Raw genomic sequence first — 19,165 nt, 5'->3', positions numbered from 1 at the left:
ATCTTTAGAGTAAACCATAAACCCAAAAACCACAGGCGCAAGCGCCTTGGCAACCCGATACGACTTCTTTCCCCTATACTAAGTTGGCAAACAAACAGCCACAGCCGGAGAATTTTTTGTCCTCACCACGCAAAAATCTACGGTCGCCGGCTTATCTGCGCTTTCGGCGACGTCTGATCACCGGCCTTTTGCTTATGGCGGCACTTGCCATTGCGCTTGTCGTCACGCAATTTCGCACCGCTTACATCGAACGCGAGCTCTCCGTTCAGAGCCAGACCGAGCATTACGTCAAGGCAATGGAAGCCCATGTGCGGTACTCGATTCAATCGATCGATCTGTCATTGCTCGGTTTTGCCAATGCCATCAAAGTCCTGAACCCGCAGCAACGCCGTTCGCCGGAAATGATGTCGGAACTACTGTCCTCACGCGGATCAAGTTTCAACAGCGAATACTGGATCACATTCCTGGATACCAAAGGCGACATCGTCGCCACGTCCACCAACAACGACGTCGCCGGAACCGCCTACGGAGATCGCGATTACTTCAAAGCCCATTTGAACGAGTCCATGCGCGGAAAATTATTCGTTGGCGAGCCGGCGATAGGTCGCCGCAGCAAGCAAAAACTGTTTTTCCTGAGCCGCCGCGTGGAAAGCGCCAAAGGCGAATTCCTTGGCGTAATCGTCGCGCCACTGAATGTCAGCCGCTACGCCACCGTTTTTGAAAACTCTCGCTTCAGTTCCGACATCTCGATCACATTGGTACACGCTGGTGGAAAAGTGATTGCCCGCGCGCCGAATTTTGAGGAAGCATTTGCCCGCGACCTGGGCCCGACGGCCTTATTCGACAACGTTCGCCGCGCCAAATCCGGCACCTACAAAACCGTCAGCAGCATCGACAAGCTGACCCGGGTCTTCAGCTACCGCGTATTCGCGGATGTTCCGCTGGTGATCGTTGTTGGCAGCAACGATTCGGAAGCGACCAGGCTGTTGCAGCAAAACTATCTGATCGCCGGCGCCGGCCTGGCGATATTGTTGCTGCTCATGGCAGGCGCTGGCCACTTCTCGCTGCGCACCTACACCAGGCAGGAAGAACGCGAATTGCGCTACCGCACCATGTACACGGCCAGCCGCGAGATGGAGCAAAAACTGCTCGCCAACGAGGAGGAGCGGCGCAAAAACGAAGAATCCATGAAGCTGGCCGCGCTGCTGTTCCAGAATTCCGGCGAAGGCATGATGGTGACCGACGCGGACGGCCGCATCCTGGCGGTGAATCCGGCGTTTTCTTCGCTCAGCGGTTACTCGGAAAAAGAAGTGATCGGCCACCGCGGCTATGAGCTCACTTCCGGCCGCCACGATCTGAGCTTCTACACGCGCATGTTTGAATCGATCGCCCAGTCCGGCCAATGGGAAGGCGAACTCTGGCATCAGAACAAGAACGGCGAGGAATACCTGGTCGCGATGCGCTTCAACACCGTCTACGACGAGTTGGGAAATCCTTTCCGCTACGTCGCCCTGCTCAGCGACATCACCAAAAGGAAGGCATCCGAAGAATTAATCTGGCGCCAGGCCAACTTCGACGCGCTGACCGGATTGCCAAACCGGCGCATGTTCCATGAGCACCTGCGCCAGGAAATGAAAAAAACCGACCGCTCGGGCCTGCCGATGGCGCTGGTCTTTGTCGATCTGGATCACTTCAAGGAAATCAACGACACACTGGGCCACGACAAAGGCGATCTGCTGCTGAAAGAAGTGGCAAAACGGCTGTCCAATTCCGTGCGCGGCACCGATACCGTGGCCCGCCTGGGCGGCGACGAGTTCACCGTCATCTTGAGCGAGCTGCGCAATGCCGGCGATGTGGTGCGCATCGCGCAGGAAATCCTCAAGCAGATGAGCACGCCTTTCGACCTCGACGACGGGGCGGACAACCACATTGCCCATATTTCGAGCAGCATCGGCATCACCTTGTACCCGGAGGACGGCGCCGATGCTGAAACTTTAATCAAGAACGCCGACCAGGCCATGTACGCGGCCAAGCAGCAGGGCCGCAACCGCTTCAATTATTTCGCGCCGTTCATGCAGGAAGCCACGCGCGTGCGCATGACCCTGGTCAACGAATTGCGCGAGGCGGTCAATCACGAAGAACTGCGGATCCTGTTCCAGCCGATCGTCGACCTGGACAGCGGCAACATCTGCAAGGCCGAAGCGCTGGTGCGCTGGCAGCATCCGGTACGCGGACTGCTGAATCCTGCTGAATTTATAGGCATCGCCGAAAGCAGCGGCATGATCGTCGGCATCGGCGACTGGGTGTTCAAGCAGGCCGCGCGAGAAGCGCACAAGCTGCAGGCACTGGGATTGCCCGATTTCCAGGTCAGCGTGAACAAATCCTCCTGGCAGTTCCGCGACGACGGCAGCAACTACCAGCAGTGGCTGGATTTTTTGCAGGAATTGCACCTCAACCCCAACAGCATCATCATCGAAGTGACGGAAAACCTGCTGCTGGACACGGCCAACTCGGTTTCCGAACGCATGTTGGCGCTGCAGCACGCCCATATGCAGATTTCGCTGGACGATTTCGGCACCGGCTACTGCTCGGTCGCGTTTTTAAAGCGCTTCGATATCGATTACATCAAGATCGATCCAACTTTCGTCTCCAATCTGGCCGATGGCACGGACGGCATCGTCCTTTGCGAGGCAATTATCGCCATGGCGCACAAGCTGGGCATCAAGGTTATCGCCGAGGGCATCGAAACGCCGCAACAAATGGACGCCCTCAAGGCTGCCGGTTGCGATTTTGGACAGGGATATCTGATTTCCAGGCCGATTTCAGCCGAAGAATTGGAGAAAAAGATCAAAACCGGAACCTCGCCTGTGAATAACTCGCTGGATATCCACAGGACGACTTGTGAGTAAGCACCCAAGTTGTCCGGAGGCCGATATTTTATACAGAATTGCTCCTGAACTGTTACAGCGCTTATGCAGCGGCTTATCTTTCTCGTAAACAAATGATTTGTAAACGTATACAGGACTTATCCACAGGCTTTTGCTCGTTTACTATTACTACTATTTTTATATAAATCTTTTGTAAACTACTAAACCACAAAACGCGAAATCTGAAGGCCTGCTCGTGCTCTGAAAGCACTTCGCACAGCAAAAAACCGCTTAAAATCGATCGTTTTTTGAAAACCGCTGTGGAAAAACAGCGGGAAATCCACAGCCGCCACATTGAAAACCAAGGAAAAGCATGCGTTTAGGCATCATCAGCGCGTTGGCTGAAGAACAGCATGGGCTGATAGAAGCCCTTCAGAGCCCCTACAAGCTCGTCCATGGCATGAGGGAGTACACGGGCGGGAAACTCTGGGAAATCGACGCTGTGTGCGTTCTGTCGCGTATAGGCAAGGTTGCCGCAGCGATGACAGCTTCCATCCTTGTGGAAAAGTTCGGAGTTACCCACATCATCTTTACCGGCGTCGCCGGAAGCGGGGATAAAGATGTACGGGTTGGGGATATCGTGGTCGCCGAATCGCTGGTGCAGCACGATTTCGATGCCAGCCCGCTTTTTCCACAGTTTGAGATCCCGCTGACGGGCATCTCGCGCTTCGCCACGGACAGGGCGTTGACGGACCGGCTGGCCGGCGCCGCCCAGCTGGCCTCGCGCGTGCATCGCGGCTTGATCGCCAGCGGTGATCAATTTATAGGCAAACTGACGCAGATTCAGGCCCTGAAGGCTGCATTGCCCGATTTATTGGCAGTGGAGATGGAAGGCGCAGCCGTGGCGCAAGTGTGTTTCGAGCTGGGCATACCGTTTGCGGTGATCCGCACGATCTCGGACAACGCCAACGACGATGCCGCCGTCGACTTCATGCATTTCATCAAAACGGTGGCTTCCCGCTACGCCTTTGAAGTGATTGAAAACTTCTGCAAGGCGTAAAAAAAGGGCCGGGTTTTATCCCGGCCCTTAAAACAACAACAGGTAATCGTTAAAGCTTACGCTTCCAGCGTCATCAGGCTGGCATTGCCGCCGGCTGCCGTCGTATTGACGCACAGAGCACGCTCAGCAAGCAAACGCCACAGGGGGATGGCACCATCCTCGTTGGTGTCGATCAAGCCCACCAGCGCCCCGCTACGGGCCGCCAGCTGGGCACGCAGGCCAGCGACCCGCATGGTCTCGACCAGGGCGATCTGGAAATCGCCGGCAAAGTCCCGCAGGCTGCCGACAACTTGCACGCGATCCTTGACCACCGCAGGCAGGTCGCCAGGCAGCAGTTTCGAACTGTCTTCCGCCACCAGCGCGATATTGCCGGTGGCCAGTGCCGCGGCGATCTGGTTCAACAAGCCCGCCAGCGTTTCGGCCACGCAAACCACGGAACCGCGCGGCACCAGCGCCAGCGTATTGCGTTCGCCGGTCGGGCCGGGCAGCACGGTCAGGCTACCCAGCATCGTCGTGCGGCTGTACTGTTCGGCCAGGCTCGCGACACGCTCGTGGCCATGCATTTTCGACCAGACCGCCAGCGCATCCAGGCCCGGCGTCGCCTGGCGTTCGTGCTGGGACGTCGTTATTGCGCTGCGCTGCAGGCGTTTCAGGTACAGCGGACCGCCGGCCTTCGGGCCGGTGCCGGACTTGCCTTCGCCGCCGAACGGCTGCACACCCACCACCGCGCCGACAATGTTGCGGTTCACGTAGATGTTGCCCACATGCGCGCGCGAGCTGATGTAGTCGATGGTTTCATCGATGCGCGAGTGGATGCCCAGCGTCAGGCCGAAGCCGCTTTCGTTGATCTGCTCCACCAGTGCCGGCAGATCGGCGCGCTTGTAGCGGATCACGTGCAGGACCGGGCCGAACACTTCCTGCGTCAGCTCGGCCAGCGAGCGGATCTCCATCACGGTCGGCGGCACGAAGGTGCCGGCGGTCGTCACAGCGGCCGGCAGGTCCAGCGAGAAGTAATTCAGCGCCGTAGCCTTCAGCTTGTTGATGTGCGCCAGCAGGTTTTGCTGCGCTTCGGCGTCGATCACCGGGCCGATATCGGTCACCAGGCGGTCCGGGTTGCCGACTTTCAGCTCCTGCATCGCGCCCTTGAGCATCTTGATGGTCTTGTCGGCGATATCTTCCTGCAGGAACAGCACGCGCAGCGCCGAGCAGCGCTGGCCGGCGCTGTCGAAGGCCGACGAAATCGCATCCTGCACCACCTGTTCCGGCAGCGCCGACGAATCGACGATCATCGCGTTCTGGCCGCCGGTCTCGGCGATCAGCGGAATATCGCAGTTTTCAGCGATGGCGCGCCTGGCCAGCGTGCGGTTGATCAGCTGCGCCACTTCGGTCGAGCCGGTGAAGATCACGCCCTTGACGCGCGCGTCGGCGGTCAGCGCTGCGCCGACCACTTCGCCGCGGCCAGGCAGGAATTGCAGCGCGGCGCGCGGAATGCCTGCCTCATGCAGCAGTTCGACCGCGCGGTGCGCGATCAGCGGCGTTTGCTCGGCCGGCTTGGCCAGCACCACGTTGCCGGCGGCCAACGACGCGGCCACCTGGCCGGTGAAGATCGCCAGCGGGAAGTTCCACGGGCTGATGCAGGTCACCGGGCCGAGCGCCAGCGTGTTGGTCGAACCATGCACCTCATTCGCGTAGTAGCGCAGGAAATCGACCGCCTCGCGCAGCTCGGCGATGGCGTTCGGCAGCGATTTGCCCGCTTCGCGGATAGCCAGCGCCATCAGTTCCATGGCGTTGGCTTCGAACAGGTCGGCGGCGCGGTTCAGTGCGGCGGCGCGCAGCGACGGCTCGGTGGTCTGCCAGTCCATGGCGAAATTGCTGGCGCTGGCCAGCGCCGCTTCGACGTCGGCGGCGCTGGCTTCGACCAGCTGGCCGACGATGTCGCTGCGCTGCGCCGGGTTGGTCACGTCCTGCACCGGCTGGCCGGCACTCAGCGCACCCGCCAGCAGCGGAGCGGCATGCCAGCTGCGCGGCGCGGCCAGTGCCGCCGAAATATCGCGCAGCACGTTTTCATTGGCCAGGTCGAAGCCGGTCGAGTTCTTGCGGTCGCCGAACATGTTCAGCGGCAGGGCGATGCCGGTGTGCGGCTGGCCCCCCTGCTCGCGCGCCTGCGCGACCGGATCCTTGACCAGCGTATCGACCGGGATCGCTTCGTCGACGATCTGGTTGACGAACGACGAGTTGGCGCCGTTTTCAAGCAGGCGGCGCACCAGGTAGGCGAGCAGCGTTTCGTGGGTGCCGACCGGCGCGTAGATGCGGCACGGCTTGTCCAGGTTGTCCTTGCCGACCACCTGGTCGTACAGCGATTCACCCATGCCGTGCAGGCACTGGAATTCGTAGTCGGTCACGCCGTCGCGCTTGGCCCAGGTGTAGATGGTCGACAAGGTTTGCGCGTTGTGCGTGGCGAACTGCGGATAAATCACGTCGGTCGCGCCCAGCAGTTTTTGCGCGCAAACCAGGTAGGACACGTCGGTATAAACCTTGCGCGTGTAGACCGGATAGCCGCTCATGCCGTCGACCTGGGCGCGCTTGATCTCGGCATCCCAATACGCGCCCTTGACCAGGCGCACCATGAACTTGCGGCCGCTGCGCTTGGCCAGGTCGATCAGGTAGTCGATGACGAACGGGCAGCGTTTTTGATAAGCCTGCACGACGAAGCCGATGCCGTCGAAGCCGGCCAGTTCCGGGTCGTAGGCCATCGCTTCCATCAGGTCCAGCGACAGTTCCAGGCGGTCGGCCTCTTCCGCATCGATGTTCAGGCCGATGTTGTAGTGCTTGGCCAGCAGCACCAGCTGGCGCACGCGTGGCAGCAGTTCTTCCATCACGCGGGCGCGCTGGGCGCGGCTGTAGCGCGGGTGCAGCGCCGACAGCTTGACCGAAATGCCGGGACCGTTCTTGATGCCGCGGCCGTTCGATGCCTTGCCGATCGCGTGGATCGCGGTTTCGTAGGAGGCATAGTACTTCTTGGCATCGGCCTCGGTCAGCGCAGCCTCACCCAGCATGTCGTAGGAGTAGCGGTAGCCGCGCGCTTCGTTGGATAGGCCATTCTTGATCGCTTCGTCGATGGTCTGGCCGGTGACGAACTGGTTGCCCAGCATGCGCATCGCCAGGTCCACGCCTTTGCGGATCAGCGGTTCGCCGCCCTTGGCGATCAGCTTGCTCAGCGCCGAGCCGAGGCCGGTTTCGCTGTTGGTGCTGACCAGTTTGCCGGTGATCAGCAGGCCCCAGGTTGCCGCATTGACAAACAACGACGGCGACTCGCCCAGGTGCTTGCGCCAGTCGCCTTTGCTGATTTTGTCGGCAATCAAGCGGTCGGCGGTGGCATTGTCGGGAATACGCAACAAAGCTTCGGCCAGGCACATCAGTGCCACACCCTCTTCGGAAGACAGCGAAAACTCGTGCATCAGGGCATCCACGCCGGATGCGCGGGTGCGCTGCTCGCGCACCGAGCTGACCAGTTTGTGGGCCAGTTGTTGGGCCTGCTGCAGGCTGTTGGCGTCGTTATTCTTGATCTGTTCCAGCAGCCATTGAACAGCGTCAACTTCATCGCGGCGATAGGCGGCCGTCACTGCTGCGCGCAGGGGAATCGGGTCGCGCAGGATCTCGTTTTGCAGCGCGGAAAAAGGGGTAAAACCGGTGGAAACAACTGCTTGCATGAATCACTCTCAGAATAGAAATTTTGGCGCGGCTCATTACAAAAAAACGCTCAACCGGCGACCGCCGGCGAGCGTAAAAATGAAGAACAACTGATGATTCGATTGTAGAGTGATTTCTTCTGGATTAATTCTGGTAATACAGGGGGCTAGCAATAGATTGTTTTTGGTGAGACAATTTAACCAAATAATATTTATGTAGGAGTTCCCGGAAATGCTAGACAAGATCAGTAAGAAAATCTTGATGGAATTGCAGAGCGATGGCCGCATCAGCAATGTCGAACTGGCGGCGCGGGTGAACCTGTCGCCGGCTGCCTGCCTGGAACGCGTGCGCAAGTTGCACGAGTCCGGCTACATCATGGGTTACACCGCCCAACTGAATCCACAGTTGCTTGATGTATCCTTGCTCGTCTTCATAGAGGTAGTGCTTGATCGCACCACCCCTGAAGTCTTCGACGCGTTCAAACACAGTGTCCAGGTGATTCCGGAAGTACTGGAATGTCACATGGTCGCCGGCGGCTTCGACTACCTGGTCAAAGCCCGCGTCAAGGACATGGCAGCTTACCGGGAATTCCTCGGTAAAACCCTGCTCCAGAAAGGCGTTCGTGAGACCCACACCTACGCCGTCATGGAAGAAGTGAAGAATACCACCAAGTTACCCATAAAATAGCATCGTGGAAATAAATTAGTCGGGACGCCAGGCGTTCTGGGTCAAACGGGGGACAAATGAAGCTTTTGCAGCACAAGCTGGTGCAACGCGGACTATGGTTTTTGGCGGCGACGGCTGGGGGAACCTGCCTTGCTTATTTGTTCAACCTGGCGGCAGGCGATGGCGCCGCACTGATTTATACCGCCGCTCCGGCGGCGTTGACCGGCGCGCTGATCGCCTGGTGGGCGGCCCGGCAAAACAGCGACGAGGGCGGCGTACGCCACTTCGCCCATGTGGTCGGCGAAGAAATCGACGCCATCATGATCGGCGCGGCCGAGACCTCCTACTTCGTCGATTCGGTCAAAAAGAAAATCGAGCTCGATGTCGGCATCGCCGGCAGCATCGTCCAGAGCTCGCGGCAAAACGCCGAGACCACCGAGCGTATCGCCGCCAACGCCGAGCGTGCGGCGGAGATCGCCGCCCAGGTGCGCGGCGAAACGGTGGCCGGGCGCGCCGAGGCCGACCATGGCCTCAAGCGCATCAGCGCGGCGCGCCAGGAAGCGCAGACGGCGGCCGCCGTCATGGCCAGCCTGCAATCGAATTCCCGCAAGATCTACAGCTTCACCGAGGCCATCAGCGAAATCTCCGCCCGCACCAACCTGCTGGCGCTGAACGCCGCGATCGAAGCGGCGCGCGCCGGCGAGCAGGGACGGGGTTTTGCCGTGGTCGCCAGCGAGGTGCGCCAGCTGGCCTTGCGCACCAAGGAAGCCACCGACGAGATCAGCACCATGGTGCGCGAGATCAACCAGCAGGCCGAGCAGGCCGCCACCGGCATGAATTCGCTGGCGGCCAGGGTCAGCGACGCGGCCGGCAACGTGGAAACGGTGCACGGTTTGCTGGGCAATATCGAGCGCTCATCCGGCGTGTCGGAAGACGAGATCGGCCAGATCGCCCGCGCCTCGCGCGAGCATGTGGCCACCACCGAGGATATCGCCGCCGCCATCGCCAGCATCCGCGACAGCCTGTTATCCACAGAGAAAGAATTGCCGCGCGCCGCCAGTTCGGCGATGGCGCTGGCCGAGCGGGCCGAAGTGATTACCGGCGCGCTGGGCGAATCGTCGATCGAGACCTCGCACGATCCGATCCGGATGGCCGCGCAGCAGGCGGCGGAAGATGTGGGACGGCTGTTCGAGTCGGCCATCGCCTCGGGCAAGATCACGCGCGAGGCGCTGTTCGACCGCAGCTACACGCCGATCCCGAACACCGATCCGCCCAAGCATAAAACCCGCTTCGACGATTTCACCGACCGCGTGCTGCCGGTCCTGCAGGAAGCGCTGCTGGCGGCCATGCCGCAACTGGCTTACGCCGGCGCTGTGGATAACAACGGCTATTTCCCAACGCATAACAAGAAGTTTTCGCAGCCGCTGACCGGCAACTACGATGTCGACATCGTCAACAACCGCACCAAGCGCATCTTCAGCGACCGTACCGGCAAGCGCTGCGGCTCGAACACCAAGCCCTTCCTGCTGCAAACCTACAAGCGCGACACCGGGGAGGTGATGCACGACCTGTCGGCGCCGATTTATGTGAACGGCAAGCACTGGGGCGGTTTCCGCATCGGCTACCGCTCCAGCCATAAGTAATCGGTAGCGCTTTTTAATACGTGTCGTTTTTGGGCGCGGTGCCCGGCGCGGTGCGCTGGGTCACGGAATTCATGCCTTCCAGATGCATGCGCAGCCACTTGTGGGCCGGGCTGCGCGCATCGCGCTCGTGCCACAGCATGTCCAGGTGGACCGCCGGCAGCTGGAACGGCAACTCCTTCGAGATCAGCGCGTCGGTCATGCCGGTCGAGGCGATCAGGTGGCGCGGCAGCACGGTGATCAGGTCCGAGTTGGCCACCACGCGGCCGGCGGTGAAGAACTGGTTCACCGTCAGCAGGATGCGGCGCTCGCGCTGGATCTGCGCCAGCGCCTCGTCGACCAGGCCGTGCGCGCGGCCGGAAAAACTCACCAGCAGGTGATTGGCCTTGCAATAGTTGTCCAAGGTCAGGTCGACCTTGGACAGCGGGTGGTCGCGCCGCATCACGCACACGTAATGGCCGGAATACAGCCGTTCGTGGCGGATCGGCGAACCGGTTTCGTACGACAGCTGCGCCGCCACGCCGGGGAAGAAGCCCACCGCCAGGTCGATATCGCCGCGCAGCAGCATCGGCCGCGGTTCGCGCGTGGTCAGCGGCACCATGCGCACGTTGACGCCCGGGGCCTCCCTCTCAATCGAACGCATCAGCGACGGCAGCCAGAAGGCGGCGGTGGCGTCGGCCATCGCCATGCGGAAGGTGGCGTGGGCGGCCGACACGTCGAAGGTTTCCGGCGCCACGGCCGCTTCCAGGCTGGCCAGCGCGCTGCGCACCGACGGCCACAGCGATTCGGCGCGCGGCGTCGGCTTGACGCCGTAGGCGGTGCGGATCAGCAATTCGTCGCCCAGGCTCTCGCGCAGGCGCTTGATCGCGTTGGAAACGGCGGGCTGGGTCATGGCCAGGTGGCCGGCGGCGCGTGTCAGGTTTTGCTCTGTCATCACGGCGTCGAAGACGCGTAACAAATTCAAGTCCAGCGTCAAAAAGCTCATGTCGGCTCAGGTGTGGGGTTGGGGTCGATACAGTATCGAGAAATATGGATTTCTCGTCAACGATTAAGTATTCCATTCACCAAACGCATAATTGTTATCGGGGAAGTAAATTGGATACTTATGTTGCGCTGCACTATAGTTACACTTGATTCTAAATGCAGCGTTACATCATGTCTACCATCATCTCAGTTGTACAAAATTTTTCCCTCGTGACCGCCGGTGAGCTGGCGCTGGCCAGCGGCGCCGTCTGCGCCCTGCTGGTGCTGTTCAAGCCGCTGCTGCGCGGCCTGGCGCGTGCCGCCATGCTGGTGATCAAGCCGAAATTGAGCAAGGAAGAGCGCCTGCACCGCCGCCAGATGCGCGATGCGATGATGCTGAAGCGGATGTTGAATTCGATGGAAGGCGAGCCGAGCCACGCCGCCGAATTGCGTGCCATGGCTGCGCGTGCTTAAATATTGAGCAGCGGTACCGGAGCTTCCGGTACCGTGCGATTCAAATTACTTCTCGCCCAGCAGGGCAGGCTTCAGCGAGCTGTCCACCGGCTTGTCGCCCAGCCAGATGCGCAGCACGGCGTTGTAGAACGCCACGTCCGGCATCAATTCCCCGATCTTCTTCCCGTTCAGATAGCACTGCGTGCCCTCGCCCGGGGTCCAGTCCAGCAGCATCTGGTCGCCCTTTTTCAGCGCCTGGATCTGCGCAAAGACTTCGCCGAACTTCATCGTTTGCGGCAGGATCTTGGTGCGTTCGCTGTTGTCGGTGTTGGCTTTCAGGCCTTCCATGAAGGCCTTGCCGAAGTCCTCCGAGCTGACTTCGCGCAGCATCGTGATGGCCACGCGGCGCGGGCCCTGGAGCGCCAGCACGTCCGGCACCGTGTTTTTCTTTTCGGTCAGGTAGAGGCCGGCGGCATAGACCTTGAAGAACACCTTGGTGCGCAGGCCGGCGCCGTTCAGTTTCAGCTCCTTGCCGGCAACGTTAATGGTGTCGTCGAATTTGACGCCGGCAACCTCCACCGACGCCAATGCGGGCAGGCTGAAGCTGCTTGCCAGGAAAGCGGCGGCGAGCAGGCTTTTGATGATATTTCTGCGATTCATTATTGTCTCCGTGGTAGGCCTAGGCCGAATATACCATCACGGAGAGAGCAAAAACGCGCTGCGGCGCAATTTGGCCGCACGGTCATGCTTTTTTGGCTTCTCAGGCCTTGCCGGCCTGCAGGCGCTCGTATTTGGCGCGCAACTGCTCTTCGGACTCGCGCCAGGCGGGATTGAAGGGAATGCAGCTGACCGGGCACACCTGCTGGCATTGCGGCTCATTGAAATGGCCGACGCACTCGGTGCATTTGTCCGGGTTGATTTCGTAAATTTCGGCGCCCATGTAGATCGCGTCGTTCGGGCACTCCGGCTCGCAAACGTCGCAATTGATACAGTCGTCGGTGATCATCAAGGCCATGGCGGTACTCTCTTACTCGGCCTGGGTGGCGGCAATTTTCTTTTGCAGCCAGCGGTCGACCGATGGGAAAACAAACTTGGACACATCCCCGCCCAGCACCGCGATTTCGCGCACGATGGTGCCGGAGATGAATTGATACTGGTCGGACGGCGTCAGGAACAGCGTTTCGACGTCCGGCAGCAGGTAGCGGTTCATGCCCGCCATCTGGAATTCGTATTCGAAGTCGGACACGGCGCGCAGGCCGCGCACGATGACGCGGGCGTCATGCTCGCGCACGAAATCCTTCAGCAGGCCGGAAAAACTCTGGACCTTCACGTTCGGATAGTGGCCCAGGACTTCGTTGGCGATGGTCAGCCGCTCTTCCAGCGAGAAGAAAGGCTTTTTGTTCTTGCTGTCGGCAACGCCCACGACCAGCGTGTCGAACAGACCCGATGCGCGACGCACCAGATCTTCGTGACCACGGGTCAGCGGATCGAAAGTTCCTGGATAAACGGCTACTACCATTGCGGCTCCCTGCAGTGCACCAATATAGAACGCGCATTATGCCTGAAAAACACTCTTTGCCTAAATATGGGGCAGTTTTAGGCACAAATGCTGGTGATTAGGCGCTTGTTCCCTTGTGTTTTAACAAATGATAAAACACCATTCCGGCCTTGTCGGCCCGGATCACTTCCCATGGCGCCATCCATTCCGGCATGTCGCCCTCGTCGAACTCCAGCGCGGCGCCGGATTCGGCGTAGATCAGGCCGCCATCCTTCAAAATCCGCGTGCACAGCGGCAGGCAGCGTTCCAGGAACTCTTGCTGGTACGGCGGATCGAGGAAAATCAGGTCGTATTTCTGGCCACGGGCGGCGGCCGATTGCGCCACGGCCAGCGCGTCGCCGCGCATGATGCTGACGTTGTCAGCCTTCAGCTTGGTCTTGATTTCGTCCAGCTGGCGCACCACCGGCACGTTGCTGTCGACCATGGTCACCGCGGCGGCGCCACGGCTGGCCGCCTCGAAACCGAGCGCGCCGCTGCCGGCGAACAAGTCCAGCACCTGCGCATCGGCCCAATAGGCGTCGCGCTGGTGATTGATCCAGTTGAACACCGTTTCGCGCACGCGATCCGGCGTCGGACGCAGGCCGGAGGCGCTCAGCACCGGCAGCGGCGTGCGCTTCCAGGTCCCGCCGATGATGCGCACCTGGTTGCTGTGCTGGGGACCGTGGACCGGGACTTTGGCGGGTTTCGCGGGCTTGCTTGCGGGCTTCTTCGGCATGTGGCTGTGTTCTAAGTCATTGATTCAACAGGGAGCCATCATACCATATGGGCCTATTTGGGCTCCGCCGCCAGATTGTTGAAGTCGTCGATCCAGCCCTGCATGCGCTTCTGCGCGTGGGCTTTCTGGACCGGCGTGGCGATCTTGATCACCGTTAAGATCAGCTGCACGGTGGATTCGTCGTAGGCGTCGAAGAAAGGCTTGCGCTCGGAATTTTCCAGGCGGTTGAAACTGTCCTTGATCAGGGTGTGGATAAGTGCCATGGTCGCGTCCTTGCTGAGTTTTTCGCGCTGCACCTTTTGCACCAGGGCCAGGATGTTTTTCTGGCGGCGCATGCGCTCGTCGAGCCAGATCTCGTTGTCCAGCGGACGGGCGTCGGAAGCCTTGCGGATCTGCGCTTCCTGTTCGGACGTGAAACTGCCGAACCACAGCTCGAACTGCTCCATCGACTTTTTATAGCGGAATTTCTGCTGCGCCTCCTTGTCGCCCTTCATGTTCTTTTTGCGGAACTCGGCGTTGTTGGCGGTAAACTTCTTCTCCAGCGTGGCGATCTGCTCCGGCTGCAGCGAGCGCGCCAGGTCGGCCAGCTCCGGCAGTGCCTTGAAAAGCAGCAGCTGGGTGCGGCTCTTGATCTCGTCGTAATCGCCCATCAGATCGGCCTGGGTCGGATTGCCGGCCAGCTGGCGCTGCCCCGTCTGCAGGATCTGCACGTAATCGCGCAGCTGCGTCTTGCGATGCCAGCGGAACAGATCGTCGATGTCTTTCTTGACCCAGCTCTTTTGATCCGAGTTGAGGTCCACGTAAGCGTCTATCCACCAGTAGAGCAGCGTGTCGCCATGGTTGTAGGCCAGCCGCAGCGAACTGCAGCCGGCCAGCAGCGCCATGAGCGCGATCAGGAAAAGGCGGCGTAGCGTCCGGCCGCTGCTATGTGGCATGTTAGACTTTTGCATTTATTCACTCTCTCGATTTGGCACCTATGAATGTAGTTATCCTCGCCGCTGGTATGGGCAAGCGCATGCAATCGGCGCTGCCGAAAGTTTTACATCCACTGGCCGGCAAGCCATTGTTGTCGCATGTGCTGGATACGGCACGCAGTCTTGCTGCCAGTCGATTATGCGTGATTTACGGACATGGAGGCGCAGCGGTGCAGGAGCTGCTCGCCAAACAGCCCGAACAGGTCGCCACCGCGCTGCAGGAACCGCAGCTGGGCACCGGCCACGCGGTCATGCAGGCGTTGCCGGAACTCGACGACAACACCCCTACCCTGATCCTCTACGGCGACGTGCCGCTGACGACGGCCGCCTCGCTGCAGGCGCTGATCGACGCGGCCGGCGGCGACAAGCTGGGCATCCTGACCGTGGTGCAGGATGATCCGACCGGCCTCGGCCGCATCGTCCGCGAAGGCGGAACAACGAGCGGCGCGATCGTCCGCATCGTCGAGCAGAAAGATGCCAGCGAAGCCGAGCGCGCCATCAAGGAAATCAACAGCGGCATCATGGTGGTGCCGACCGCGCGCCTGAAGCAATGGCTGGGCGCGCTGAAGAACAACAACGCGCAGGGCGAGTACTACCTGACCGACATCGTCGCCATGGCCGCGGCGGACGGCGTGCCGGTGGTGTCGGCCCAGCCGTCGGCGCAATGGGAAGTGGCCGGCGTCAACAGCAAGGTGCAGCTGGCCGAGCTCGAGCGCATCCACCAGCGCAACATCGCGCTCAAGCTGCTGGAACAGGGAGTGACGCTGATGGATCCCGCGCGCATCGACGTGCGTGGCGAACTGATCTGCGGCCGCGACGTCACCATCGACGTCGGCTGCGTGTTTGAAGGCAAGGTCGAGCTGGGCGACGGTGTACGCGTGGCCGCGCACAACGTCATCGTCAACGCCCGCATCCTGGCCGGCGCGCAGATCAAGCCGTTCTGCCATATCGAAGAGGCGGTGGTTGGCGAGGTGTCCATCATCGGCCCTTACGCGCGCCTGCGTCCCGGCACGGTGCTGGCGGAGGATGTACATGTGGGTAACTTCGTCGAGATCAAGAACGGCCAGGTCGGCGCGCACAGCAAGGCCAACCACCTGGCCTACATCGGCGACGCGACCATCGGTTCGCGCGTCAATATCGGCGCCGGCACGATCACCTGCAACTACGACGGCGTCAACAAGTCGCGCACCGTGATCGAGGACGACGCCTTCATCGGCAGCGACAGCCAGCTGGTGGCGCCGGTCACCGTCGGCAAAGGCGCGACACTGGGCGCCGGCACCACGCTGACCAAGGATGCGCCGGCCGGCAAGCTGACGGTTTCGCGTCCGCGCCAGGTCACCATCGAAAACTGGATCCGTCCGGTTAAAAAGCCCAAGTAAGCCGCGCGCTGCTTCAGAGAGCCGGGATTATTCCCGGCTTTTTTATTTGTGGATAACGATGTGGAGAAGCCTGCGCATAAACCCTGCAAAAGCGAGGTATAAGCCGGGGAAAACCACGGGACAACCAGCGCTCACTGAGCTGTAAGCGGCCATTTCCCTGGGTTGCGGCCCGATTGTGGATAAGCCTGTGGAAAATGCTGTGAGTAAATCAGGATAACTATTTACTGTGGATAAGCCTGGGTGTAAGCCCGTGCATAGCTGGTGTAAAAGCCCGGGAAAAGCAGGGAAAACTTTTCCCCGCCTGAACGGCATGTGGATAAAGCTGTGCAAAAGCGCCTGAACAAAGCAGGGATAACTCGCCTACACTGCAATCCGGGTCTCGAATTTGCTGCGGAAGGTGGAGAAATAGGCTTTGACGTTGCGCACATTGGTCTGCGTGGCGAACAAGCGGTGCGCCAGCGCGTGGTAGGCCGGCATGTCCGCCACCTGCACCACCAGCACGAAGTCCGGCCCCGGCGCGACACGGTAGCATTGCAGCACGGCGTCGTCGGTGGCGACATGGGCTTCGAATTCCGCCATGCGCTCGGCGGCCTGGATATCCAGCGAGATTTCCACGATCGCCGTCAGGCTGGGGCCGACCTTTTCCGGCGCCACGATGGCGACCTGGCGCTGGATCACGCCGCTCTCGGTCAATTGCTTGACCCGCCGCAAGCACGTCGGCGGCGACACGTGGACCGCCAGCGCCAGCTCGCTGTTTGTTTGTGACGCATCAAGTTGCAGCGCATTCAGAATGCGACGATCTACTTCATCCATAAAAAATATCCTGTTAAATGAAATAATATTTCACGCTTAGTCCGCAATGAAAGAATATTTCAAACTATACAGGAATTAGAAAGCATATTTCATTGACCCTGCTCTAGCATGGGCGCTTAATCAAAAAGAAGAGGTTTTTATGTGCGGCATCGTCGGCGCGGTAGCGCAACGCAATATCACTCCCATCCTGATCGAAGGCCTGAAGCGTCTGGAATACCGCGGTTACGACTCCTGCGGTGTCGCCCTGCACGTGAATGGCCAGTTGCAGCGCTCACGCAGCACCTCGCGCGTGGCCGACCTGGAAAAGCAGATCGGCGAGGCGCACATGCAAGGCTTCACCGGCATCGCCCACACGCGCTGGGCCACGCACGGCGCGCCGGCCTCGCACAACGCCCACCCGCACTTCTCGCCGTCGACCGAACAGGCGCGCATCGCGCTGGTCCACAACGGCATCATTGAAAACCACGACGAGCTGCGCGCCGAACTGACCGCGCTTGGCTACGTGTTCCAGAGCCAGACCGACACCGAAGTGATCGCCCACCTGGTCGACCACATGTACAACGGCGACCTGTTCGATACCGTCCAGCACGCCGTCAAGCGCCTGCACGGCGCCTACGCGATCGCCGTGTTCAGCCGCGAGGAACCGCACCGCGTGGTGGCCGCGCGCCAGGGCTCGCCGCTGATCGTCGGCATCGGCCAGGGCGAGAACTTCGTCGCCTCCGACGCGATGGCGCTGGCCGGCACCACCGACCAGATCATCTACCTGGAAGAAGGCGATGTGGTCGACCTGCAACTGGGCCGCACCTGGATTGTCGACGTCAACGGCAAGCCGGTGCAGCGCGAAGTAAAGACCGTGCAGGCGCACACCGGCGCGGCCGAGCTGGGGCCTTACCGCCACTACATGCAGAAGGAAATCTTCGAGCAGCCGCGCGTCATCGGCGACACGCTCGAAGGCGTCACCGGCATCATGCCTGAGCTGTTCGGCGACGGCGCCTACAACGTCTTCAAGCAGATCGACCGCGTGCTGATCCTCGCCTGCGGCACCAGCTACTACTCGGGCCTGACCGCCAAGTACTGGATCGAATCGGTGGCCAAGATCCCCGTCAACGTCGAGATCGCCAGCGAATACCGCTACCGCGACAGCGTGCCGCATCCCAACACGCTGGTGGTGACGATCTCGCAAAGCGGCGAAACAGCCGACACGCTGGCCGCGCTGAAGCACGCGCGCAGCCTGGGCATGGAACACACGCTGACGATCTGCAACGTCGCCACCAGCGCCATGGTGCGCGAATGCAAGCTGGCCTACATCACCCGCGCAGGCGTCGAAGTCGGCGTGGCGTCGACCAAGGCCTTCACCACGCAGCTGGCCGCGCTGTTCCTGCTGACCCTGTCGCTGGCGCAAGTCAACGGCCGCCTGAGCGACGCCGAAGAAGCCCAGCACCTGAAAGCGATGCGCCACCTGCCGGTCGCGATCTCGGCGGTGCTGGCGCTGGAGCCCTTGATCATCGCCTGGGCCGAAGATTTCGCGCGCAAGGAAAACGCGCTGTTTCTCGGCCGCGGCATGCATTACCCGATCGCGCTGGAAGGCGCGCTGAAGCTGAAGGAAATCTCCTACATCCACGCAGAGGCTTATCCTGCGGGCGAACTGAAGCACGGCCCGCTGGCGCTGGTGACCGAGGAAATGCCGGTCGTCACCATCGCCCCGAACGACGCGCTGATCGAGAAGCTGAAATCGAACATGCAGGAAGTACGCGCGCGCGGCGGCCAGCTGTACGTGTTCGCCGACGTCGATTCGCGCATCACCTCGGGCGAAGGCGTTCATGTGATCCGTTTGCCGGAGCACTATGGTCTGTTGTCGCCGATTCTGCATGTGGTGTCGCTGCAGCTGCTGGCCTACCACTCCGCGCTGGCGCGCGGCACTGACGTGGACAAGCCGCGCAATTTGGCCAAGTCTGTGACAGTGGAATAACCGAATGGATCGACTGGCCTTGATGACAAGATCAAATTATGTCTGTCAAAGTCAAATTATGTTTGTCAAATGCGCGGCAAGTTTGTCAAATTTCGACAGATCAATGTTGATGCTCGAGAAGTTCTCGTCCTAAAAGCGTAAGATCCTAATAACCCGCGCCGTGTTCTCATGCATTATTTGAGGATACGACGTTGGGTTAGGACTGCTTCAGTCCTGGCTTTCTGTACGTTTGAGCTCCCTCTACAAAGCCTTGCTGCTGATCTATACGCACGATCACAGCTGCTCTGGCTCACCGGCATTCGCTGAGTGACGCCCTCATCTTTGTTTCCACCTTTCGAAGACTGTTGGCTCCAACATGATTTTGGAGCGATGGATATTGCTTTTCTGCTACAAGTTTAAAAACGGCGTTAAGAAACGG

15 protein-coding genes are annotated in these 19,165 nt (G+C 60.4%); 7 read left to right on the top strand and 8 right to left on the bottom strand.

What is annotated here, in order from left to right:
* The first annotated feature begins 116 nt into the window (after nt 1-116).
* Nucleotides 117-2,909 (top strand): bifunctional diguanylate cyclase/phosphodiesterase, encoded by a 2,793-nt coding sequence (locus tag ABWW33_RS12195; protein WP_353401809.1) that lies wholly within the window; start codon nt 117-119, stop codon nt 2,907-2,909.
* Between the two features lie 331 nt (nt 2,910-3,240).
* Nucleotides 3,241-3,927, top strand: coding sequence for a 5'-methylthioadenosine/adenosylhomocysteine nucleosidase (locus ABWW33_RS12190; protein WP_353401807.1), 687 nt, complete (start codon nt 3,241-3,243; stop codon nt 3,925-3,927).
* 56 nt (nt 3,928-3,983) lie between these two features.
* Here ABWW33_RS12190 and putA read toward each other — a convergent pair whose 3' ends face one another.
* Nucleotides 3,984-7,637 (bottom strand): trifunctional transcriptional regulator/proline dehydrogenase/L-glutamate gamma-semialdehyde dehydrogenase, encoded by a 3,654-nt coding sequence (gene putA, locus ABWW33_RS12185; protein WP_353401805.1) that lies wholly within the window; start codon nt 7,635-7,637, stop codon nt 3,984-3,986.
* 211 nt (nt 7,638-7,848) lie between these two features.
* Here putA and ABWW33_RS12180 point away from each other — a divergent pair, with 211 nt between their 5' ends.
* Nucleotides 7,849-8,304 (top strand): Lrp/AsnC ligand binding domain-containing protein, encoded by a 456-nt coding sequence (locus ABWW33_RS12180; protein ID WP_008443393.1) that lies wholly within the window; start codon nt 7,849-7,851, stop codon nt 8,302-8,304.
* A 56-nt stretch (nt 8,305-8,360) separates the two neighbouring features.
* Nucleotides 8,361-9,926, top strand: a complete 1,566-nt coding sequence (locus ABWW33_RS12175) for a methyl-accepting chemotaxis protein (protein WP_176653226.1) — start codon at nt 8,361-8,363, stop codon at nt 9,924-9,926.
* A gap of 13 nt (nt 9,927-9,939) precedes the next feature.
* On the opposite strand, the gene ABWW33_RS12170 is transcribed toward ABWW33_RS12175, so the two are convergent.
* On the bottom strand, nt 9,940-10,908 hold the full coding sequence (locus ABWW33_RS12170; RefSeq protein ID WP_176653227.1) for a LysR family transcriptional regulator: 969 nt from the start codon (nt 10,906-10,908) through the stop codon (nt 9,940-9,942).
* Nucleotides 10,909-11,078: 170 nt separating this feature from the next.
* Here ABWW33_RS12170 and ABWW33_RS12165 point away from each other — a divergent pair, with 170 nt between their 5' ends.
* The gene (locus ABWW33_RS12165; protein ID WP_353401802.1) at nt 11,079-11,360 is read left to right on the top strand and encodes a hypothetical protein; all 282 of its coding nucleotides are present in this window, start codon (nt 11,079-11,081) and stop codon (nt 11,358-11,360) included.
* A gap of 45 nt (nt 11,361-11,405) precedes the next feature.
* Here the strand turns inward: ABWW33_RS12165 and ABWW33_RS12160 are convergent, their stop codons facing one another.
* From ABWW33_RS12160 to ABWW33_RS12140, 5 genes are all read right to left on the bottom strand, one after another.
* Complete coding sequence (locus ABWW33_RS12160; protein ID WP_353401800.1) at nt 11,406-11,999, bottom strand: chalcone isomerase family protein; 594 nt, start codon at nt 11,997-11,999, stop codon at nt 11,406-11,408.
* Between the two features lie 100 nt (nt 12,000-12,099).
* Complete coding sequence (locus ABWW33_RS12155) at nt 12,100-12,354, bottom strand: YfhL family 4Fe-4S dicluster ferredoxin (RefSeq protein WP_176653230.1); 255 nt, start codon at nt 12,352-12,354, stop codon at nt 12,100-12,102.
* A 12-nt stretch (nt 12,355-12,366) separates the two neighbouring features.
* Nucleotides 12,367-12,858: a pantetheine-phosphate adenylyltransferase gene (coaD, locus tag ABWW33_RS12150; RefSeq protein WP_176653231.1), complete on the bottom strand. Its 492-nt coding sequence runs from the start codon at nt 12,856-12,858 to the stop codon at nt 12,367-12,369.
* Between the two features lie 97 nt (nt 12,859-12,955).
* Nucleotides 12,956-13,612 carry a 16S rRNA (guanine(966)-N(2))-methyltransferase RsmD gene (gene rsmD, locus ABWW33_RS12145; RefSeq protein ID WP_353401798.1) on the bottom strand — a complete coding sequence of 219 codons (657 nt, stop codon included), beginning with the start codon at nt 13,610-13,612 and terminating at the stop codon, nt 12,956-12,958.
* A 53-nt stretch (nt 13,613-13,665) separates the two neighbouring features.
* Nucleotides 13,666-14,547 carry a DUF6279 family lipoprotein gene (locus ABWW33_RS12140; protein WP_353401796.1) on the bottom strand — a complete coding sequence of 294 codons (882 nt, stop codon included), beginning with the start codon at nt 14,545-14,547 and terminating at the stop codon, nt 13,666-13,668.
* A gap of 41 nt (nt 14,548-14,588) precedes the next feature.
* Here ABWW33_RS12140 and glmU point away from each other — a divergent pair, with 41 nt between their 5' ends.
* Nucleotides 14,589-15,965, top strand: a complete 1,377-nt coding sequence (gene glmU / locus ABWW33_RS12135) for a bifunctional UDP-N-acetylglucosamine diphosphorylase/glucosamine-1-phosphate N-acetyltransferase GlmU (RefSeq protein ID WP_353401795.1) — start codon at nt 14,589-14,591, stop codon at nt 15,963-15,965.
* Between the two features lie 360 nt (nt 15,966-16,325).
* Here glmU and ABWW33_RS12130 read toward each other — a convergent pair whose 3' ends face one another.
* Nucleotides 16,326-16,778, bottom strand: coding sequence for an Lrp/AsnC family transcriptional regulator (locus tag ABWW33_RS12130; RefSeq protein WP_176653235.1), 453 nt, complete (start codon nt 16,776-16,778; stop codon nt 16,326-16,328).
* A gap of 139 nt (nt 16,779-16,917) precedes the next feature.
* On the opposite strand from ABWW33_RS12130, the gene glmS reads away from it, so the two are divergent.
* Nucleotides 16,918-18,747, top strand: a complete 1,830-nt coding sequence (glmS, locus tag ABWW33_RS12125; RefSeq protein WP_176653236.1) for a glutamine--fructose-6-phosphate transaminase (isomerizing) — start codon at nt 16,918-16,920, stop codon at nt 18,745-18,747.
* The last annotated feature ends 418 nt before the right edge of the window (nt 18,748-19,165 follow it).

This window comes from Duganella hordei, from assembly GCF_040369125.1.
Lineage (GTDB): Bacteria > Pseudomonadota > Gammaproteobacteria > Burkholderiales > Burkholderiaceae_D > Rugamonas > Rugamonas hordei.
Note: the sequence above shows the minus strand (reverse complement) of the source record. Positions and strands in the feature narration are given on the sequence as shown.

Excerpts from the sequence above, each read along its gene's own strand:
- ABWW33_RS12155 (WP_176653230.1), bottom strand. The coding sequence starts at position 12,354 with ATGGCCTTGATGATCACCGACGACTGTATCAATTGCGACGTTTGCGAG.
- ABWW33_RS12180 (WP_008443393.1), top strand. The coding sequence starts at position 7,849 with ATGCTAGACAAGATCAGTAAGAAAATCTTGATGGAATTGCAGAGCGAT.
- putA (WP_353401805.1), bottom strand. The coding sequence starts at position 7,637 with ATGCAAGCAGTTGTTTCCACCGGTTTTACCCCTTTTTCCGCGCTGCAA.
- ABWW33_RS12130 (WP_176653235.1), bottom strand. The coding sequence starts at position 16,778 with ATGGATGAAGTAGATCGTCGCATTCTGAATGCGCTGCAACTTGATGCG.
- ABWW33_RS12140 (WP_353401796.1), bottom strand. The coding sequence starts at position 14,547 with ATGCCACATAGCAGCGGCCGGACGCTACGCCGCCTTTTCCTGATCGCG.
- coaD (WP_176653231.1), bottom strand. The coding sequence starts at position 12,858 with ATGGTAGTAGCCGTTTATCCAGGAACTTTCGATCCGCTGACCCGTGGT.
- ABWW33_RS12165 (WP_353401802.1), top strand. The coding sequence starts at position 11,079 with ATGTCTACCATCATCTCAGTTGTACAAAATTTTTCCCTCGTGACCGCC.
- glmS (WP_176653236.1), top strand. The coding sequence starts at position 16,918 with ATGTGCGGCATCGTCGGCGCGGTAGCGCAACGCAATATCACTCCCATC.
- ABWW33_RS12175 (WP_176653226.1), top strand. The coding sequence starts at position 8,361 with ATGAAGCTTTTGCAGCACAAGCTGGTGCAACGCGGACTATGGTTTTTG.
- ABWW33_RS12160 (WP_353401800.1), bottom strand. The coding sequence starts at position 11,999 with ATGAATCGCAGAAATATCATCAAAAGCCTGCTCGCCGCCGCTTTCCTG.
- rsmD (WP_353401798.1), bottom strand. The coding sequence starts at position 13,612 with ATGCCGAAGAAGCCCGCAAGCAAGCCCGCGAAACCCGCCAAAGTCCCG.
- ABWW33_RS12170 (WP_176653227.1), bottom strand. The coding sequence starts at position 10,908 with ATGAGCTTTTTGACGCTGGACTTGAATTTGTTACGCGTCTTCGACGCC.
- glmU (WP_353401795.1), top strand. The coding sequence starts at position 14,589 with ATGAATGTAGTTATCCTCGCCGCTGGTATGGGCAAGCGCATGCAATCG.
- ABWW33_RS12190 (WP_353401807.1), top strand. The coding sequence starts at position 3,241 with ATGCGTTTAGGCATCATCAGCGCGTTGGCTGAAGAACAGCATGGGCTG.